This is a genomic window from Rhizobium mongolense USDA 1844 (genome assembly GCF_000419765.1).
Taxonomy (GTDB): Bacteria; Pseudomonadota; Alphaproteobacteria; order Rhizobiales; family Rhizobiaceae; genus Rhizobium; species Rhizobium mongolense.
On the sequence record NZ_ATTQ01000002.1, the window covers coordinates 355,116 to 372,568 of the forward strand.

At 60.1% G+C, this 17,453-nt stretch carries 17 protein-coding genes and 1 pseudogene; 10 read left to right on the forward strand and 8 right to left on the reverse strand.

The genetic code is table 11. The annotated features are described in order from the left end of the window. Positions 1–41: 41 nt before the first annotated feature. Positions 42–506: a PTS IIA-like nitrogen regulatory protein PtsN gene (gene ptsN / locus A3C3_RS0104895; RefSeq protein WP_022713502.1), complete on the forward strand. Its 465-nt coding sequence runs from the start codon at positions 42–44 to the stop codon at positions 504–506. A gap of 75 nt (positions 507–581) precedes the next feature. Here ptsN and A3C3_RS0104900 read toward each other — a convergent pair whose 3' ends face one another. The 3 genes from A3C3_RS0104900 to A3C3_RS0104910 all read right to left on the reverse strand — a co-directional run bounded on the left by A3C3_RS0104900 (position 582) and on the right by A3C3_RS0104910 (position 5,320). Then, entirely contained in the window at positions 582–2,915 is a 2,334-nt protein-coding gene (locus A3C3_RS0104900; RefSeq protein WP_022713503.1) for a methyl-accepting chemotaxis protein, read from the reverse strand. A gap of 231 nt (positions 2,916–3,146) precedes the next feature. After that, positions 3,147–4,046: a ribokinase gene (locus A3C3_RS0104905; RefSeq protein ID WP_022713504.1), complete on the reverse strand. Its 900-nt coding sequence runs from the start codon at positions 4,044–4,046 to the stop codon at positions 3,147–3,149. A gap of 50 nt (positions 4,047–4,096) precedes the next feature. Then, the gene (locus tag A3C3_RS0104910; protein ID WP_022713505.1) at positions 4,097–5,320 is read right to left on the reverse strand and encodes a DNA recombination protein RmuC; all 1,224 of its coding nucleotides are present in this window, start codon (positions 5,318–5,320) and stop codon (positions 4,097–4,099) included. A 205-nt stretch (positions 5,321–5,525) separates the two neighbouring features. Here A3C3_RS0104910 and A3C3_RS0104915 point away from each other — a divergent pair, with 205 nt between their 5' ends. The 6 genes and pseudogenes from A3C3_RS0104915 (at position 5,526) to truA (ending at position 10,150) form a co-directional block, all read left to right on the forward strand. After that, on the forward strand, positions 5,526–7,022 hold the full coding sequence (locus A3C3_RS0104915) for a globin-coupled sensor protein (protein ID WP_022713506.1): 1,497 nt from the start codon (positions 5,526–5,528) through the stop codon (positions 7,020–7,022). Between the two features lie 86 nt (positions 7,023–7,108). After that, complete coding sequence (def, locus tag A3C3_RS0104920; RefSeq protein WP_022713507.1) at positions 7,109–7,627, forward strand: peptide deformylase; 519 nt, start codon at positions 7,109–7,111, stop codon at positions 7,625–7,627. Positions 7,628–7,691: 64 nt separating this feature from the next. Then, positions 7,692–7,982: a plasmid stabilization protein gene (locus A3C3_RS0104925; protein ID WP_022713508.1), complete on the forward strand. Its 291-nt coding sequence runs from the start codon at positions 7,692–7,694 to the stop codon at positions 7,980–7,982. Beyond that, a pseudogene (locus A3C3_RS48095) lies at positions 7,979–8,389 on the forward strand (PIN domain-containing protein). Before A3C3_RS0104925 ends, A3C3_RS48095 begins: the two are co-directional and overlap by 4 nt. A 22-nt stretch (positions 8,390–8,411) precedes the next feature. After that, entirely contained in the window at positions 8,412–9,347 is a 936-nt protein-coding gene (gene fmt / locus A3C3_RS0104935) for a methionyl-tRNA formyltransferase (protein ID WP_022713509.1), read from the forward strand. Then, complete coding sequence (gene truA / locus A3C3_RS0104940) at positions 9,347–10,150, forward strand: tRNA pseudouridine(38-40) synthase TruA (RefSeq protein WP_022713510.1); 804 nt, start codon at positions 9,347–9,349, stop codon at positions 10,148–10,150. The genes fmt and truA overlap by 1 nt, the downstream gene beginning before the upstream one ends. A 24-nt stretch (positions 10,151–10,174) precedes the next feature. Here truA and A3C3_RS0104945 read toward each other — a convergent pair whose 3' ends face one another. The 3 genes from A3C3_RS0104945 to dapD form a co-directional block, all read right to left on the reverse strand. Further along, a complete protein-coding gene (locus A3C3_RS0104945) occupies positions 10,175–10,771 on the reverse strand; it encodes a hypothetical protein (RefSeq protein WP_022713511.1) in 597 nt (198 codons plus the stop codon). Continuing rightward, entirely contained in the window at positions 10,758–11,951 is a 1,194-nt protein-coding gene (dapE, locus tag A3C3_RS0104950; RefSeq protein WP_022713512.1) for a succinyl-diaminopimelate desuccinylase, read from the reverse strand. Before dapE ends, A3C3_RS0104945 begins: the two co-directional genes overlap by 14 nt. A gap of 111 nt (positions 11,952–12,062) precedes the next feature. Then, positions 12,063–12,923: a 2,3,4,5-tetrahydropyridine-2,6-dicarboxylate N-succinyltransferase gene (gene dapD, locus A3C3_RS0104955; protein ID WP_022713513.1), complete on the reverse strand. Its 861-nt coding sequence runs from the start codon at positions 12,921–12,923 to the stop codon at positions 12,063–12,065. Between the two features lie 192 nt (positions 12,924–13,115). Here dapD and A3C3_RS0104960 point away from each other — a divergent pair, with 192 nt between their 5' ends. Next, complete coding sequence (locus A3C3_RS0104960) at positions 13,116–13,982, forward strand: LOG family protein (protein ID WP_022713514.1); 867 nt, start codon at positions 13,116–13,118, stop codon at positions 13,980–13,982. 48 nt (positions 13,983–14,030) lie between these two features. Here the strand turns inward: A3C3_RS0104960 and A3C3_RS0104965 are convergent, their stop codons facing one another. Together A3C3_RS0104965 and A3C3_RS0104970 are read right to left on the reverse strand one after the other, a co-directional pair. Then, on the reverse strand, positions 14,031–14,681 hold the full coding sequence (locus tag A3C3_RS0104965; protein ID WP_022713515.1) for an EF-hand domain-containing protein: 651 nt from the start codon (positions 14,679–14,681) through the stop codon (positions 14,031–14,033). 110 nt (positions 14,682–14,791) lie between these two features. Beyond that, complete coding sequence (locus A3C3_RS0104970; protein ID WP_028739415.1) at positions 14,792–15,499, reverse strand: pyrimidine 5'-nucleotidase; 708 nt, start codon at positions 15,497–15,499, stop codon at positions 14,792–14,794. Positions 15,500–15,596: 97 nt separating this feature from the next. Between A3C3_RS0104970 and A3C3_RS0104975 the strand changes: the two genes are divergently transcribed. Further along, entirely contained in the window at positions 15,597–16,676 is a 1,080-nt protein-coding gene (locus A3C3_RS0104975; RefSeq protein ID WP_022713517.1) for a bifunctional transcriptional activator/DNA repair enzyme AdaA, read from the forward strand. After that, positions 16,673–17,452, forward strand: coding sequence for an isocitrate lyase/PEP mutase family protein (locus A3C3_RS0104980; protein WP_022713518.1), 780 nt, complete (start codon positions 16,673–16,675; stop codon positions 17,450–17,452). The genes A3C3_RS0104975 and A3C3_RS0104980 overlap by 4 nt, the downstream gene beginning before the upstream one ends. The last annotated feature ends 1 nt before the right edge of the window (position 17,453 follow it).

The window sequence follows — 17,453 nt, forward strand, 5'->3', positions numbered from 1 at the left end:
CTCTCCCAATCATCCGGTTTCGGCGACAGAAGGAAAAAGAAATGGCATTGGCAGATCTGCTGCACCAAGATGCGATCATTCCCGCCCTAAAGGTAAATTCGAAGAAACAGTTGCTTCAGGAGTTGGCGGCAAAGGCCTCCAAGATCACCGGCCTTTCCGAGCGGGAAATTTTCGACGTCGTTCTGCAGCGCGAGCGTCTCGGCTCGACGGGCGTCGGCAATGGCATCGCCATTCCGCACGGCAAGCTCGCAAGCGTCCGCTCGATTGTCGGCGTCTTCGCACGGCTGGAAAGTCCGGTCGATTTCGAAGCGCTGGACGACCAGCCGGTCGACCTGGTGTTTCTGCTTCTCGCTCCGGAAGGGGCGGGCGCCGACCATCTGAAGGCGTTGTCGCGCATTGCGCGCGTGCTTCGCGATCACGATCTCGTCGCGAAGCTGCGTGCCACAGATTCCGCATCGGCGATCTACGCTTTCCTCAATGAAGAGCAAGCATCGAACGCTGCCTGAGCGGCAGACGATCATCTGAAATGAAAGAGGCGCCCGATTGTCGGATGCCTCTTTTCACGTGTGAAGACTTGCGCCTCAGAACTCTTCCCAGTTGTCCTGAACAACGGCAGCCGAACTGTTCGACTGTGGCGCAGGGCGGCGCGGCGCGGGAGCCGGGGAACGGTAGGCCGGCGTCGGGGTGCGCATCTGCTGCGCCGTCGAGCGCAGCGCCGTGGCGTTCCCCTGACCTGACACATGGAAGCGAAGGACCAGCGCTTTCAGCGTCTGCGCCTCGTCGTTCAGCGCAACACTGGCGGCTGTCGCCTCTTCCACCATTGCTGCATTCTGTTGGGTCACCTGGTCCATCTGGTTCATGGCCTGGTTAATTTCCTTAAGGCCGATCGCCTGTTCGCTCGCCGAGACGGAGATCTGGCGGATGAGACCGTTGATGCCCATCACCTGTTCGGCGATCTTATGCAGCGTACCGCCAGCGCGGCCGACGAGGTCGACGCCTTCCTTGACCTGGATGGCCGAGGTGTTGATGAGCGTCTTGATCTCCTTGGCTGCAGTTGCAGAGCGTTGCGCCAGCTCACGGACTTCCTGAGCAACCACAGCGAAGCCCTTGCCCGCTTCACCAGCGCGCGCCGCCTCGACGCCGGCATTGAGTGCCAGCAGGTTCGTCTGGAAAGCGATTTCGTCGATGACGCCGATGATGCGCGAGACTTCCGTCGATGACTGTTCGATGCCGTGCATGGAGGCGATTGCTTTCTGCACCACCTCGCCGGATTTTTCCGCATCTTCACAGGCGAGATTGACGTTTTCTGCAGCCGTGCGGGCATTCTCGGCACTTGAATTGACCTGAGCGGTCAGCTCGTTGAGCGCGGCGGCGGTTTCTTCCAGGCTTGCCGCCTGCTGTTCCGTGCGCTTGGCAAGGTCCGAGGCGCTATTGCTGATTTCGCTGGTGCCGGAGCCAATGTTCACGACGCTGAGGTTCATCGTGTTGATCGTCTCTTTAAGGCTGGCTAGCGCAGCGTTGAAATCCTGCTTCAGTTTGGCGTATTCGCCGGGGAACTCCTCCGTGAGGCGATGACCGAGGTTGCCCTGCGATAGTTCTGAGAGCCCGGCGCCGACGATGGAAACGATCTGGCGTTGCAGCGCGACAGACTCCTGCCGCTCGCTTTCCGAGCGGCTGCGTTCGGCTTCTGCGGCACTGCGCTGATTGTCGGCCTCTGCCTGGAGCCGCTGCGTATCGGCAAGCGCAAACCGGAACCCTTCGAGGGCCTGGGCGACGGAACCGATCTCGTCTGCGCGCTCCTGGCCAGTGACCGGCTCTTCATACCTGCCGTCGCTGAGTGCCTTGACACTTGCAACGAGCAAGCCGAGAGGCTTTTGCACCAGGGAGCGGACGGCAAAATAGAGAGCCAGCATGACGGCACCAAGAACAACAATGCCACCGGCGATCATCATGAAGGTTTGATCTCGCACCGGTGCATTGATGGCGCTGTGGGGAACATCGACGAGTACGACCCAGGTGGCATGAAGATCCGGTACGGCAAACGGATAGACGACGCGATCGAAAGGTTCATGGCCATCAAAGTTAAGGTTGCGAACCACACTCGGGGTCATCGAGGCCAGCGCTGTCTTAACTTCGGCCGCGCCTTTGCCGTTGCCGTAGGGTTTCGACATCAGTTCCTTCGTCGGCGCCACGATCCAGTTGCCGTTTTGCGCAACGAGAGTGACACGGCCCGAACCGAAGGGTTGCAATGCCAGCAGTTTGTCGGTGAGGGACTTGAGCGAGATGTCGACGCCTTCGACTCCAATCATCTTGCCGCCGGACATGACCGGATAGGCGATGGAAGTCAGCAACGTCGGAACGTCGGTGCCTTCGGCAAGATAGGGTGAAGTGATGGCGCCCTTAGAGGTGTCGGCGGCAAGTTTCCACCATTCGGCGGTATAGTCGTTGTCGAAGGTCGAAAACTGGATGGCGCCATCCCTTGTCTTCGACCAGTAGGGCGTAAAGGCGCCATTCTTGTTCGTGCCCTCATCGAGGTTGTCGGCGATCTCGGCTGTTTTGCCGTCAAAGGCGCCGAGCTGTTCGCAGAACCAGCTTCCGAAGGCGAAGGTATTCTGCTCGAGGTTGGCCTTCAGGATGTTAATGATGCCCTTTCGGTCGAAGGTCTTGCCTTCGTGACCGCGACCGAGGACGCCCGACATCGAGCGCGCGGCGCTCGCCAGCTCGCCGACATTCGCGGCGATCTCGTTGGCGATTGATTTCGCTTCGAGGTTGGCTTGGTCCATCGTCAACGCATGTACGCGATCGCGGGTCTGGCCAATCAGGAAGAAGTTGGAAACCAGTAGGACAAGCGCGATGGCCGCGCCTGTAATGAGGATGAGCTTTGCGGCAAGCGACTTCATGCGGAAGATGGACATGGGTTCCTCGGCAGGGGCGCCGCACCGGAGTCGCATTCTCCGGCACGGGGAGGAAATGCCGCGCCGTCATGGAGCAGCCGTGACGTTGCCGGGGCCCTTTAAGAAAAGCCTGGCGATCAAAAGAAAGATCGCCGGAAATCTCTTAAATTTGAATGAAACTATACCGATTCATTCCGCTAATATATTGAGTTGATTCATATTTCTTCGAGTGTCCGGTCAAAATAGAAAAGGCTATATCTTGTTTGCGACGTCGGCGGACAGGGGAATGGATGGCTGTGCTCCGGCCTTGAGGCAGGCAAGCGAGCCGGCGACGGCGGCCCGGCGCAGCGAAGCTTCGAAATCGAGGCCTTCATCCAGGCTTGCGGCAAAGTAGCCGCAGAATGTATCGCCTGCCCCGACGGTATCCACCGGCTCGATCTTCAGTCCTTTCGCTCGTGTAAGAACGCCATCGCGGATTGCGATCACGCCGTCGGCGCCGAGCGTCACGATCAACGTCTGTCCAGTCTCTCCGTGCAGCCTTCTCAACGCCGTTTCGCGATCAGCCGGGTTCATGTTGTCCTGGCCAGCAAGCCGCTCGAACTCCGTCTCGTTGGCAATGACGATATCGGCGAGACGTCCAAGCCGCGGGGCGTCCGCAATGAGCGGGGCGAGGTTGAGGACGGTCGTGACGCCCTTGACCTTGGCTGCGGCCAGCGCACGCTCGACTGCCGGGGCGGGCACCTCGAACTGCAGCATCAGGGTATCGCCCTTGCTCATGGCGCCGATCGCCGCATCGGCATCTTCGGCCGCGATGGTCCCGTTTGCGCCCGGCACGACGGCGATCATGTTCTCGCCGTCTCCACCAACAAGGATCAGCGCCGTACCGGTGGGTCCATCGACATGCTTGACGCCTGCAAGGCGGATGCCCGCCTGATCGAGCAGCATGAGCGCCGGTGCAGCGAATTCATCCCTGCCGACTGCGCCCACCATATGGACCACGCAGCCGGCGCGTCGCGCTGCTAATGCCTGGTTGGCTCCCTTGCCGCCCGCCGCCGTTGCAAAACCGTTGCCGGCCACCGTTTCGCCGGGCTTTGGCAGGCGATCGGTCGTGGCGATGAGGTCCATGTTGATGGAGCCGAAAACTGTGATCATAAAGGGTGTCCTGTCATGCTTCTCATGGTGACGGACACTGCCCGATGGGCTCACTCTTCGTCAACCACCCTCAGTTTGAGAAGGCCGGTGCGGCTTTCGACCGACTTCGCCGGAGGTCCGCTTTCACGTTCCGCCTTGAGCGCTTCTGCGCCCTCGAATTCCAGCGCTTCGATTTTTGCGCCGCGTTTGGAGAGTTTGTCAGTGGACGTGATGATCTGATCAACATCCCGCTGTGCCTGGGAAAAATGAGTCTGCAGTTTGCGCACGCGCTCATCGAGCCGCCCGAGATCATCCATCAGGATCGCTACCTCGCCCTGGATGACGTGCGCCTGCGCCTGCATGCGCTGATCCTTCAAAACGGCCTGGATGACCTGGATCGACAGCATCAGCAGCGAGGGCGAAACAATGACGACGCGGGAACGATGCGCCTTCTGGACGATCGGCTCGAAGTTCTCATGAATTTCAGCGAAGATCGATTCCGAAGGAACGAAGAGAAAAGCCGTATCCTGCGTCTCACCCTGGATAAGATACTTCTCCGATATATCGCGGACATGGATTTCCATATCGCGGCGGAATTGCTGCGAGGCAAGCTTGGTTGCGTCCGCCGTGCCCGCGTCGCGAATGGCATTCCAGGCTTCGAGAGGAAACTTGGCATCGATGACCAGCGGCGGCGCACCGTTCGGCATGCGCACGGTGCAGTCCGGCCGCGAGCCGTTTGAAAGCGTTTGCTGGAAAGCATAGGCGCCCATCGGCAGACCGTCGGCGACGATGGTCTCCATACGAGACTGGCCGAATGCGCCGCGCGTTTGCTTGTTGGAGAGGATAGCCTGAAGCCCGACGACATCCTTTGCCAGCGTCTGGATATTGTTCTGAGCTGCATCGATGACCGCGAGCCGCTCTTGCAGGCGCTGAAGGTTCTCGTGCGTCGATTTCGTCTGTTCGCTGATCGTCGTGCTGACACGCTGTGACATGCCGTCGAGGCGCTGACCGATAGCCTGGTTGAGTTCGGCCTGACGCGTTCCGAAGACCTCAGCCATGGTCGAAATGCGTCCCTGCATCTCGGCCTGAATCTTCAGCAGCTCGGCCATGCGGGCATCGGCTTCCGCGGCCCGGATCGCTGCCTCCTCATCCTGTTCGCGCCGCAGGCTGCTGTTCCCGACCAGCAGGAACACGAGCGCCACGACAACGACAGCGACAGCGCCACCGGCAAGGGCGAGGACGGCCGGGCTGAGCCCGGCGATCGAAATTGTCAGCGATTCGGCAACATTGTTCATTCGCGCACAATAACAAACCCGCCGGCGATGGCTAGATCAAAACGTGAACAGATCCACAGCGCAATTTCGGGGGCAAGTGCCGCAGCACTGCGGCACGAAGCTCCTGAAGATCGCCGCCTGATTTTAACGGATACTCAACTATATTTTTGAATTGTCGGTTCTGAAGAGACCTCTATCGCACCATGCGCCAGGACAGAAATACAGTATGACCACTCAGCAATCCGAAAACGCACTCAAGCAGCGCCTTGATTTCATCGAACTCGACAGCGAGGCGAGAAAGACGATACGCGAACTGCGCCCGGTCATCGGTGAACTGATCGGCGGCGCGCTGGACAAGTTTTATGGCAAGATCGCCAGGACGCCCGCGGTGGCCGCCTTCTTTTCTGACAAAACGCATGTCGGCCAGGCCAAGAAACGCCAGGAGGATCACTGGGCGAACCTTGCCGGCGGCAATTTCGACGAGAGCTACGTGAACGGCGTCACCGCCGTCGGCAGGGCGCATGCCCGCATTGGCCTTGAACCGCGCTGGTATATCGGCGGTTATGCGATCGTCATGGCAGAACTCGTCAAAGGCATCATGGAAAAGCAGTGGCCGTCACGCTTCGGCCGCCAGCAGGGCAAGGCGCTTGCCGAAAAGCTCGCCTCGGTCATCAAGGCCAGTATGCTCGACATGGACTATTCAATTTCCGTCTATCTCGATGCGCTGGAAGAGAAGCGGCGCAAGCATGAAGAGGAGCGTGCCAAGGCAGAAGCCGATCAGGCGATTGCGCTCGAGCATCTGCGCCGCGGATTGGAAGCTCTTTCCAAGGGCGATCTCGAAGCAACACTGCCGGCGGACCTGCCGGGCAATTTCCGGCACATGGCGGAGGACTATAACCGCGCCGCGGCGGCGCTACGCGCCTCATTCGCATCGGTGCGTAGCAGTTCCGGTGAAATTTTGAGCGGCACCGACGTGATTTCCAAGGCGACCAACGATCTGGCGATGCGCACGGCGCAACAGGCGGCCGGCATTGAGGAGAGTTCTGCTGCGCTCCAGCAGCTCTCTGTCAGCGTTGGCCAGACCGCAGCAAATGCCGAGAAAGCATCCGGTGCGGTGCGCGAGACGCAGGAGAAGGCGAAGAGTTCTGGTGAGCTCGTGACAAGCGCGGTGTCGGCCATGGCGGGTATCGAGAAGTCGTCCGCCGAGATTGCCAAGATCATCGGCGTCATTGACGAAATCGCCTTCCAGACGAACCTTCTGGCCCTTAACGCCGGCGTCGAGGCCGCGCGTGCCGGCGAGGCGGGCAAGGGTTTCGCAGTTGTCGCCCAGGAAGTGCGCCAGCTCGCGCAGCGCACTGCCGACGCGGCCAAGGAGATCAAGAATCTGATCTCGGAAAGTTCCATACAGGTGAATGAGGGCGTCGGCATCGTCAGCAGCACCGGAGAGGCACTTAGCGATATGATCAGCCGTATCAACATCATCAACCGCTTCGTCGCCGATATCGCAGCGGCAGCGCGTGATCAGGCGACAGGGGTAAACGAAGTCAGCATTGCGATCCGCAACATGGACACGATCACGCAGCAGAACTCAAGCATGGTAGAACATACCTCGGCAGAGAGCCGTCACCTGCGCGCGGCGGTGGATAACCTCGTGGCGCTGCTGCAGCACTTCAATATCCGCTCGCAGGAGCATCAGGCGCCGGCATCCCGCCGTGCAGCCTGACCAAATTCCGCAGGGCTGCGCAAAAAAGCACTTTCCGGAGTTTCAGGATAATTCCCTAGCTGGAAAAGATAGGTTATGGGAACGCGATGACCATCAAGCCACTTATCATTCTTCCAGATCCCGTCCTCCGCCAGGTTTCCAAACCGATCGAGCGGGTCGATGCCGATCTCAAGCGTCTTGCCGACGATATGCTGGAAACGATGTATGACGCACCGGGCATTGGCCTGGCCGCAATCCAGGTCGGCGTGCCGCGCCGGATACTGGTGATCGACGTTTCGCGGGAGGGCGAGGAAAAGCAGCCGCAGGTCTTTATCAATCCGAAGATCGTCAGATCTTCCGACGAGCGATCGGTCTACGAAGAGGGCTGCCTTTCCATTCCGGACTATTATGCCGAGGTTGAGCGTCCGGCGACCGTCAGCGTCGAATATCTCGACCGTGACGGCAAGGAGCAGACCGTTGAGGCCGACGGCCTCCTCGCCACTTGCCTTCAGCACGAGATCGACCATCTGAACGGCGTGCTCTTCATCGATTATATTTCGCGGCTGAAGCGGGAAATGGTGATCAAGAAGTTCACGAAGGCGGCGAAGTCGGCGAAGGCTCTCTGAGTTGCGTTGAAGCTATGGACGCAAGCGCATGATGATATCGCTGATATCGTAAAGGAGGTGCCGTATGGGCGATCTTCGGATGCGGGATATTTCCGATGCGATGAAGCGGAACATCTCTGTGCGTGCCGAGCAATGGGGTTGCAGTCTTTCCGACGAAGCCAAGCGCCTTGTACAAGAAGGCATGATCGCCGAAGAACCTGTTGCAAATGATGACGATCTAACGGCATGGGACAGTCTGCGTTCAATCCTCGGGCCGGAGAACGACGACGAGGCCGAGGCGTTCGCGAAAATCATGGATGAGATTGAAGCGGACCGAAAGCGTGATTTCGGCCGACCCATCGAGGATCTCGAGTGATCGTCCTTGATACCAATATCATTTCGGAGGTAGCAAAGCCTGCTCCAAGCGAGCGCGTCAAAACATGGATGACAAGGCAGGTAAATCTGACCTTTACCTCTGCGAAATTGTCGCGATGGAGCAGTCCTACGCTGCCGAGCTTTTCTGGCTCCGAACGAAATCGAAGCGTTACATCGACAAATTCGCCAGCCTGCTTGGAGCTTATCGGAACAAGATACTCGCCCTTGATCACCATGCCGCGATTGCAACGGGCCGTCTGCGGGCAAAGCGTGAGTGCAAAGGGCGGCCGATATCGATCCAGGACGCTATGATCGCCACCATCTCACGGAGCGACGCTGGCGACACGCGACATAAAAGATTTCGAAGGGCTTGATCTCAGGCTCGTAAACCCGTTTGAAGACGGCTGATCCTAAAACCTGGCGAGAGAGAATGTCGTTTCGCATCATTTTCATGGGAACGCCTGAGTTCTCGGTTCCGACCCTGCGCACACTGGTGGATGCGGGGCATCGGATTATTGCGGTCTATACGCAGCCGCCGCGGCCGGGCGGACGGCGCGGACTTGACCTGCAGAAGTCGCCGGTGCATCAGGCCGCCGAACTGCTCGGCCTGCCCGTCTTCACGCCGGTCAATTTCAAGGAGCCGGAAGAACGGGAGCGCTTCCGGGCGCTCAACGCGGATGTGGCGGTTGTCGTTGCCTATGGACTGCTGCTGCCGGAGGCGATTTTGAACGGAACGCGCAATGGCTGCTACAATGGCCATGCCTCGCTGCTGCCGCGTTGGCGCGGCGCAGCACCCATCCAGAGAGCGATCATGGCAGGCGACGAAAAGACCGGCATGATGGTGATGAAGATGGACAAGGGGCTGGATACCGGCCCCGTCGCGTTGACCCGCGAGGTCGAGATCGGCCCGAACATGACGGCCGGCGAATTGCACGACCAACTGAAGCATGTCGGCGCCAAGTCGATCGGCGAAGCGATGGTAAAGCTCGAAATGGGCGACCTACCGCTGACGCCGCAGCCGCAAGAGGGCGTCCTCTATGCCACGAAGATCGACAAGGGCGAGACGCGGATCGATTTCGGCAGGGATGCAAGGGACGTTCACAATCATATCCGCGGACTTTCGCCGGTTCCCGGGGCCTGGGTCGAAGTCGAGATTGGCGGCAATCCGGAGCGGGTGAAGGTGCTGGGTTCGGAACTTGCGGACGGGCACGGACCTGCCGGCGAAGTGCTGACGGATGAGCTGGTTATCGCCTGCGCATCCGGAGCGGTTCGGCTGACCAGATTGCAGAAGGCCGGCGGCAAGCCGCTTGCGGCGGCGGATTTCCTGCGCGGCACGCCGCTTGCGCGCGGCACGAGGCTTGCCTGATGCCGCGCTACCGGATGTCAGTCGAATATGACGGCGGACCCTATGTCGGCTGGCAGCGACAGGAAAACGGCCCCTCCGTGCAGGGGGCGATCGAAGCTGCGATCCTGTCGTTAAGCGGCGAGACCGTGTCGATCCGTGGCGCCGGGCGTACCGATTCCGGCGTGCATGCGATGGGTCAAGTGATCCATGCCGATCTTTTAAAGGAATGGTCGGCGTTCAAGTTGCAGAACGCGCTGAATGCGCATCTGAAGCTGGCGGGCGAGCGCGTGTCCATTTTGGAGGTGCAGGTGGTTGGCGAGTTCTTCGATGCCCGCTTTTCCGCCGAGCGGCGGCACTATCTCTACCGCATCATCAACCGCCGGGCGCCGCTGGCGCTCGAGGCGGGCAAGGCCTGGTGGGTGCCGAAGGTGCTCGATCATGAGGTGATGCACCAGGCCGCCCAGATCCTCGTCGGCAGGCATGACTTTTCCACCTTCCGTTCCGCGCATTGCCAGGCAAACAGCCCGGTCCGCACACTCGACCGGCTCGACGTGACGCGGAACGGCGAGCTCATCGAAATCCGCGCAACGGCACAGAGTTTCCTGCACAATCAGATCCGCTCCTTTGCCGGAACGCTGAAGCTTGCCGGAGAAGGAAAATGGACGCCGGAGGATGTGCGTGCCGCCCTCGAGGCGCGTGACCGCAAGGCCTGCGGTCCGGTTGCTCCGCCCGAAGGACTTTATTTCATGCAGGTCGATTATCCGGCGGTGATCACCGATCGGCGCAAGCGGACGCAAGAAAATGGCGATGACGATCTGTCGTGACCCGGCTCATACCAGAGCGTTGATCTAAACCGGATAAATGCCGAGGAAGCGCTGAAGATATTCGGCGAGGATCATGGTCGGCACCAGCAGCGCCAGCGTCAGCGCCCCGACCATCAGCCCGTGGCCGTGAAAGATCATCCGCAAAATCCTTGCAAGCATGAAGACCTGCGCCATCATGAAGACCAGAAGCAGGATCGACACGAGGCTTATGGCGCCGGGAATGAAGAAGACCAGCGCCAGCAGCAGGCCGTTGATGTAGGAAAGCGGCACACCGAGCCAGTTGATGCTGACGACCACGGCGGCAAAGCGATCGCCCATGCGGAAGGCAAACAGCAACAGTCCGGCAAGCACCAGCGGCACGAACCAATTGGCGATTTCGACCAGGCCCAAACGGAAATAGAAGGGAAGGCCGACTTCGACATGCGGCGGCATCGACTGCAGGAAGGCCTGACGCCACCAGAGCCACGAAATGCCCATCGGCGGCAGGCACCAGGCCATCGCCCAGAAGGAGCGGTTGACGCCGCGGTCCGACATATCGAGAAACCGGAAGCCCCGCGTGTCCATACGGATCAGCAGCCACAAACCCGACAGATAGTATTGAACCTCCCTAAGCCCCGGCATTTGCGAACCATCGCTCGATGAAGGTTTCGTAGATCTGGGTCAGCGTCTCGAGATCGGAAACAGCAACGCGTTCGTCGACCATGTGCATGGTCTGTCCGACCAGCCCGAATTCGACGACCGGGCAATAGTCCTTGATGAAACGCGCATCCGACGTGCCGCCGGTGGTCGAAAGCTTCGGGGCCTTGCCGGCAATGCTCTCGACGGCAGAGGAAAGTGATGCAATCAGTGCGTTGTTGCGAGTGAGGAAGACATGGCTCGGACGATCGGCCCAGGCAATGTCATATCTTACCGCCTCGCGGCCAGGGCGCAGGGCGCCATTCTTGGCGGCCGCTTCAAGACGGCGGATGATTTCCGCCTGCAGCGTGTCGGCCGTCCAGGTGTCGTTGAAGCGGATGTTGAAGCTTGCCGCTGCCTTCGCCGGAATGACGTTGGTGGCCGGATTGCCGACATCGATGGTCGTCACCTCGAGGTTCGACGGCTGGAAGTTTTCGGTTCCGTTGTCGAATGGGGGATCCATCAGCGCGCTCGTGAGCTGCAGCATGCCGCGCACCGGATTATCCGCGAGATGCGGATAGGCGGCGTGACCCTGAACGCCGTGGACAGTGATCCTGCCGGAGAGCGAACCGCGGCGGCCGATCTTGATCATGTCGCCGAGCGTATCTGGATTGGTCGGCTCGCCGACGAGGCAGGCATCCCAGCGCTCGCCCCGTTCTGCCGCCCATTGCAGGAGCTTGATCGTGCCGTTGATGGCGGGGCCTTCCTCGTCGCCGGTGATCAGCAAGGAAATCGAGCCCTTCGGATTGCCGTGTTTTTCGACGTACCGGGAAACGGCTGCCACGAAGCATGCGATCCCGCCCTTCATGTCGACTGCACCACGACCGAAGAGTTCGCCGCCCGAAATTTCGGCGGCGAAGGGGGGATGCGTCCAGGCGGCTTCGTCGCCAACCGGCACGACGTCCGTGTGTCCCGCAAACATCAGGTGCGGGCCATCACTGCCCAGGCGGGCGTAGAGGTTTTCGATGTCGGGCGTGCCGGCTTCCGTCGCCTTCACCTTGTCCACCTTAAAGCCCAGCGGCGAAAGCATGGCGTCGAGCGCAGAAAGTGCGCCGCCTTCGGCAGGCGTCACGGAGGGGCAGCGGATGAGCGTCTGGAGATTGGCGACGGGATCGGTGGCGGTCATGAGGGTCGAATTATCCGGCGGGAATGGCAAAGACATGGCAAGGCGGCCAACCGCCTCGCTGAAAAGAACGCCGTTTGTTTACCGGATCGGAATCCGGCTGTCACTCAAAGCTTAGTCGCGCAGCAATTCATTGATGCCGGTCTTCGAGCGGGTCTGCTCGTCGACGCGTTTGACAATGACGGCGCAATAGAGATGCGGTGCCGGTTGGCCGTTTGCCATGGTCTTGTTGCCGCTCGACATCGAACCCGCAACGACAACGGAGTAGGGCGGTACTTCGCCATACATGACTTCGCCGGTGGCGCGATCGACGATCTTGGTTGACTTGCCGATATAGACGCCCATGCCGAGAACTGAGCCCTCGCGGATGATGCAGCCTTCGACGACTTCCGAGCGGGCGCCGATGAAGCAGTTGTCTTCGATGATCGTCGGGCCGGCCTGCATCGGTTCCAGCACGCCGCCGATGCCGACGCCGCCGGAAAGATGCACATGCTTGCCGATCTGGGCGCAGGAGCCGACCGTCGCCCAAGTGTCGACCATCGTGCCTTCACCGACATGGGCCCCGAGATTGACGAAGGAAGGCATCAGCACGACGTTCCTGGCGATATAGGCAGAGCGGCGGACGACGCAGTTCGGAACGGCCCGGAAGCCCGCGGCGCGATACTGGTTCTCGCCCCAGCCTTCGAACTTGGAAGGCACCTTGTCCCACCAGGTGGAATTGCCGGAGCCGCCCTTGACAACTTCCATGTCGTTCAGGCGGAAGGAAAGCAGTACGGCTTTCTTGAGCCACTGATTGACCGTCCAGACGCCATCGGCGCCGCGTTCGGCGACGCGAGCCTTGCCACCGTCGAGAAGCTCGAGCGCTGCTTCCACGGCTTCGCGAACTTCGCCTTTCGTCGACGCGTTCACGTTGTCGCGGTTGTCGAAGGCAGCTTCGATGGTCTTTTCGAGGGATGCGAGGTCGGTGGCGCTCATGAGAATTCCTTAAACTTCGAGCTTTATCCTGAAGACTAGGAAGTCTCCGGGAATTGTGATCGGCGGGATGCGATCTGCTCTATCGCATGAGCGGCTAAAATGGAATGATTTTTCGAACGAGATCGTTTCTGTATTCAAGGCGTTATAGACATACCCGGCAAGTGTTGCCGGCATTTTGAAGGGCATTCTGAAATGGCGAAGGGAAAAAACGGCAAGCTCAGGCGCAAGGACAAAGTCTGGGCTCCGCTGAAGTCGAGCGAGATCGACAGGCACCGCGCACTGGCCGTGCCGAAGACGCCGCAAACGCTTTCTCCTTCCTATCGCCTGGCCTATGCCGACGACGATTTTCTGTGCCGCGAGGAGCTGCGGCCGATCCGTCTCCAGCTTGAACTTTTGAAGGTCGAGATGATGTTGACGGAACGCGGCATCAAATCCACCGTCGTCATGTTCGGCGGCGCGCGTATTCCGGCCCCAGGCCAGAGTGCATGGGCAGCCCGCAACGACATGCAGCGCGCCAACCTGGAGGCGGCGTCCATCTATTATGACGAAGCACGCAAGTTCGCCCGGCTCTGCTCGAAATATTCCGCTGGTTTCGATTTCCATGAATATGTGATCGTCACCGGCGGCGGCCCGGGCGTGATGGAGGCGGGCAACCGCGGAGCAGCCGACGAAGGCGCGCCCTCGATCGGACTCAATATCGTGCTGCCGCACGAGCAGGCCCCGAACGCCTATGTGACGCCGGAGCTCAGCTTCAACTTCCACTATTTCGCGATCCGCAAGATGCATTTCATGGTACGCGCGAAAGCGATTGCGGTGTTCCCGGGCGGCTTTGGAACCCTCGACGAATTCTTCGAATGCCTGACGTTGATCCAGACGGGACGCATGGAAAAGATGCCGCTCATTCTCTTCGGCGAGAAGTTCTGGCGAAGCATCGTCAATTTCGACGCACTTGCCGAATTCGGGACGATCGCACCTGACGACGTGAAGCTGATCAGCTTCGTCGATACGGCAGATGCTGCCTGGAAGATCATCCAGGATTTCTATGAGCATCAGGAATAGAACACTCGCCACGACGTGCGACGGACTTCAATAGAGGTAAGTCCTTGCTTACAGGAACGGCCGATTAGGCATGTCATCGATCGAGATCACGCCGTCCTTGTTGCGATCCATGCGGATGAAAAACTTGTCGAAGGCGGCCTCGGCTTCGTGCTTGGAGATCTGGCCGTTCTCGTCGGTGTCCATGCGGCGCATCATCGAGGTGAACATCATCCTGCCACCGTCGCGCATCCCCCAGCGCTTGTCGCCGCGGCCGCGATCGCCGCGGTCATGGTCGGCGCGCTTCGGTATCGTCGGCTGGTCACCGTTGTCGGCCGTCTGCGGAGCGTTGGGCATGGCGTCGTCATTGGCGCCCATTTGGTCATCCGGTGCCTTGCGGTCCACCATCTGGGCTTCACGGTGCTTGCGGATTTCGCCCGGCGTCAGCGCCCCGTCGTTGTTCGTATCGATCGCGGCAAAGACCTTCTCGATGCCGTCCTGGGCTTCCTGTTTGGAAATCTGGCCGTCCTTGTTGGTGTCGAACTGCTTCAACATGCGCACAAAGGCAACCTCGCGCATTGCTTCAGCGCGCATCCCGTCGCCCATCATCCGGCGCGGTGGTTGGCGGGCCTTGTCGCCTGGAGCGGCAAAGCTGGCGCCGGCTGCAGCACCGACGATCATGACGGAGGAAAGTGCGATCAGTATCAGCTTGTTCCGAGACATCGTATTTCCTTTCGCGTTCGCAATCTCGCTGGAGATCGCGCTCGAAGGCTAGGACCGATGCGTCAATTTGACCAATTAAACATTGGCAAGCTGAATGAAATCTTCGTAATCTAGTCCACAACCCTTGCCAGAAACGCTGCCAGATCGTCGGTGACGAAATCGACATGGTCCTCGTCGCCGCTCGTTTGTTCCCACCACTCGACGACGGTTTCCTCAAGATTGTTCGGCACGAGCAGCACAGTCTGCATGCCGAGCGCCTTTGGAACCACAAGGTTGCGCGGCAGGTCCTCGAACATGGCCGCCTTGACCGTTTCGACGCGTTTCAGTGCCATGAACTTGTCATAGGTAACCTGCGCCGGCTTCGGCACGAATTCGGCTGCGACAATGTCGAAGATGTCGTCGAAATGTTCGAGAATGCCGAGCGCACCGGCCGTCATTTCGGCATGTTTGACGCTGCCGTTGGTGAAGATGAACTTGCGGCCCGGAAGTGCCTTGATCGCCGCACCCAATTCGGGTTGAGCCGTGAGGCTCGAATAGTCGATGGCATGGGCCTTTTCCAGAAAGTCGTTCGGGTCGACGCCGTGATGGATCATCAGACCCTGCAGCGTCGTGCCGTGATCGAGATAATATTGCTTCTGCAGCTTGCGCGCCTCGTCCCGCTCCATCTGGAGAAGCGCCGAGACATAGGCCGTCATGTTTTTGTCGATCTGCGCGAAGAGATTGACGTGATGCGGATAAAGCGTGTTGTCGAGGTCGAAAACCCATTCTGTCACATGCGCAAAATCGGCTTTGGTCGGAGTGCGATCTATCTTGGTCATGGCGGCGTTATGGCATGAGCCAAGGAAATTGCCGAACAAAAAAATAGGCGCCCGATTTTCGACGGACGGAAAAGGGAAGGGATGATAAAAGGATCCCATGCTTTTCGATCTTCCCAATGAAGACACGCTTTATGATGCGCTGATCGCCCGCAGCTCCGATTACGAGGGGCTTGCCTATGTCTGCGTGAGAACGACCGGCGTCTTCTGCCGGTTGACCTGCCCCGCACGCAAGCCGAAACGGGAGAACACGCTCTTCTACGATTCCATCGCCACCTGCATGCAGTCCGGCTTCCGGCCCTGCCGGCGCTGCAAGCCGCTGGAACAGGCGGGCAAGGAACCGATCGTCGACGAACTGCTGGAAGCGCTCGACTGCGCTCCGGCGGCGCGCTGGACCGAGGACGATCTCGTCCGCAAGGGTTACGATCCCTCCACCGTGCGGCGCGCGTTCAAACGATCGCTGGGCATGACATTCCTAGACATCGCCCGCTACCGCCGACTCGGCGAGGCAGCAAGGCAGCTTGCGAGCGGCGCCCGCGTCATCGATGTCCAGCTGGATGCGGGTTATGAGTCGGGCAGCGGGTTTCGCGCCGCGTTTCAGCGGTTGATCGGCAAGGCGCCTGCCATGTCGCAAAATCGCGAGCTGCTTTTCGCAGACTGGTTTGAAACGCCGCTCGGGCCGATGGTCGCGGTGGCCGATCAGACGCATCTGCATCTTCTGGAGTTCCACGATCGGAAGGCGCTTCAGGCTGAGCTGGAAAACCTGCAGCGCAAGACGCGCTCCTCGGTTGCCGCCGGGAGAACGCCTGCGATCGAGCAGATCGATGCCGAGCTGCGAGCCTATTTCGAGGGGAAATCCGCGAACTTCAAAACCCCTTTGGCGCTCGGCGACAGTACCCCCTTCGAGCGGGCGGTCTGGGCGAAGCTTCGGGAAATTCCTGTCGGAGAAAGACGCACCTATGGTGATCTGGCCAGGGAAATGGAAAACCCGCAGATGGTGCGCGCGGTCGGCCGCGCCAACGGCGCAAACCAGCTTGCCATCGTCATCCCCTGCCATCGCGTGGTCGGCGCAGACGGATCACTGACCGGTTATGGCGGCGGGCTGTGGCGCAAGCAATGGCTTTTGAGGCACGAAGGAAAATGCGGCCCAAAGGGTCTGTTTGAGGAGGACGTTCTATGAACCAGGCGGAAAAGGCGAAGGCGTTCGGCGCATTGCATCAGAAGGGCAATCCGGTCGTCCTCTATAATATCTGGGATGCTGGCACCGGGAAGGCTGTCAGCGATGCAGGCGCCAAGGCGCTCGCGACCGGCAGCTGGTCGGTTGCTGCGGCGCAAGGCTATGCGGACGGCGAAAAAATCCCGCTGGAAGCGCTTGTCGCAACGGTGCGGTCGATCACTGCGGCCAACGACTTGCCTCTCTCCGTCGATTTCGAGGGCGCCTATTCGACCGAGAAAGCGGGAGCCGCTGCCAACGCCGCCATGCTGATTGATGCAGGCGCCGTCGGCATCAATTTCGAGGACCAGGTGGTTGGCGGCAGCGGGCTGCATCCGATCGATCAGCAGGCCGCACGCATCCGCGCCATCCGCGAGATGGCCGAGGCTAAGGGCATTCCGTTCTTCATCAATGCCCGCACCGACCTGTTTCTCAAGTTCTCCGATCCCGACCGGCATGTCCCGCTGGTGGACGAGGCGATCGAGCGGGCAGCCGCCTATGCAGAGGCTGGCGCCAGCGGCTTTTTTGCGCCGGGATTGTCGAACCAGGACCTGATCCGCCGAGTGTGCGAAGCGGTTACGCTGCCGGTCAACATCATGATGCGCCAAGGCGTGCCGGATGTGAGGACGTTGGCAAAGCTCGGCGTCGGCCGTGTCAGTTATGGGCCGGGACCTTACCGCGCAATGATGGAAAAGCTGAAGGAGGCAGCCGAGGCGGTCTTCGCCGCCGCGGGCCAAGCTTGAA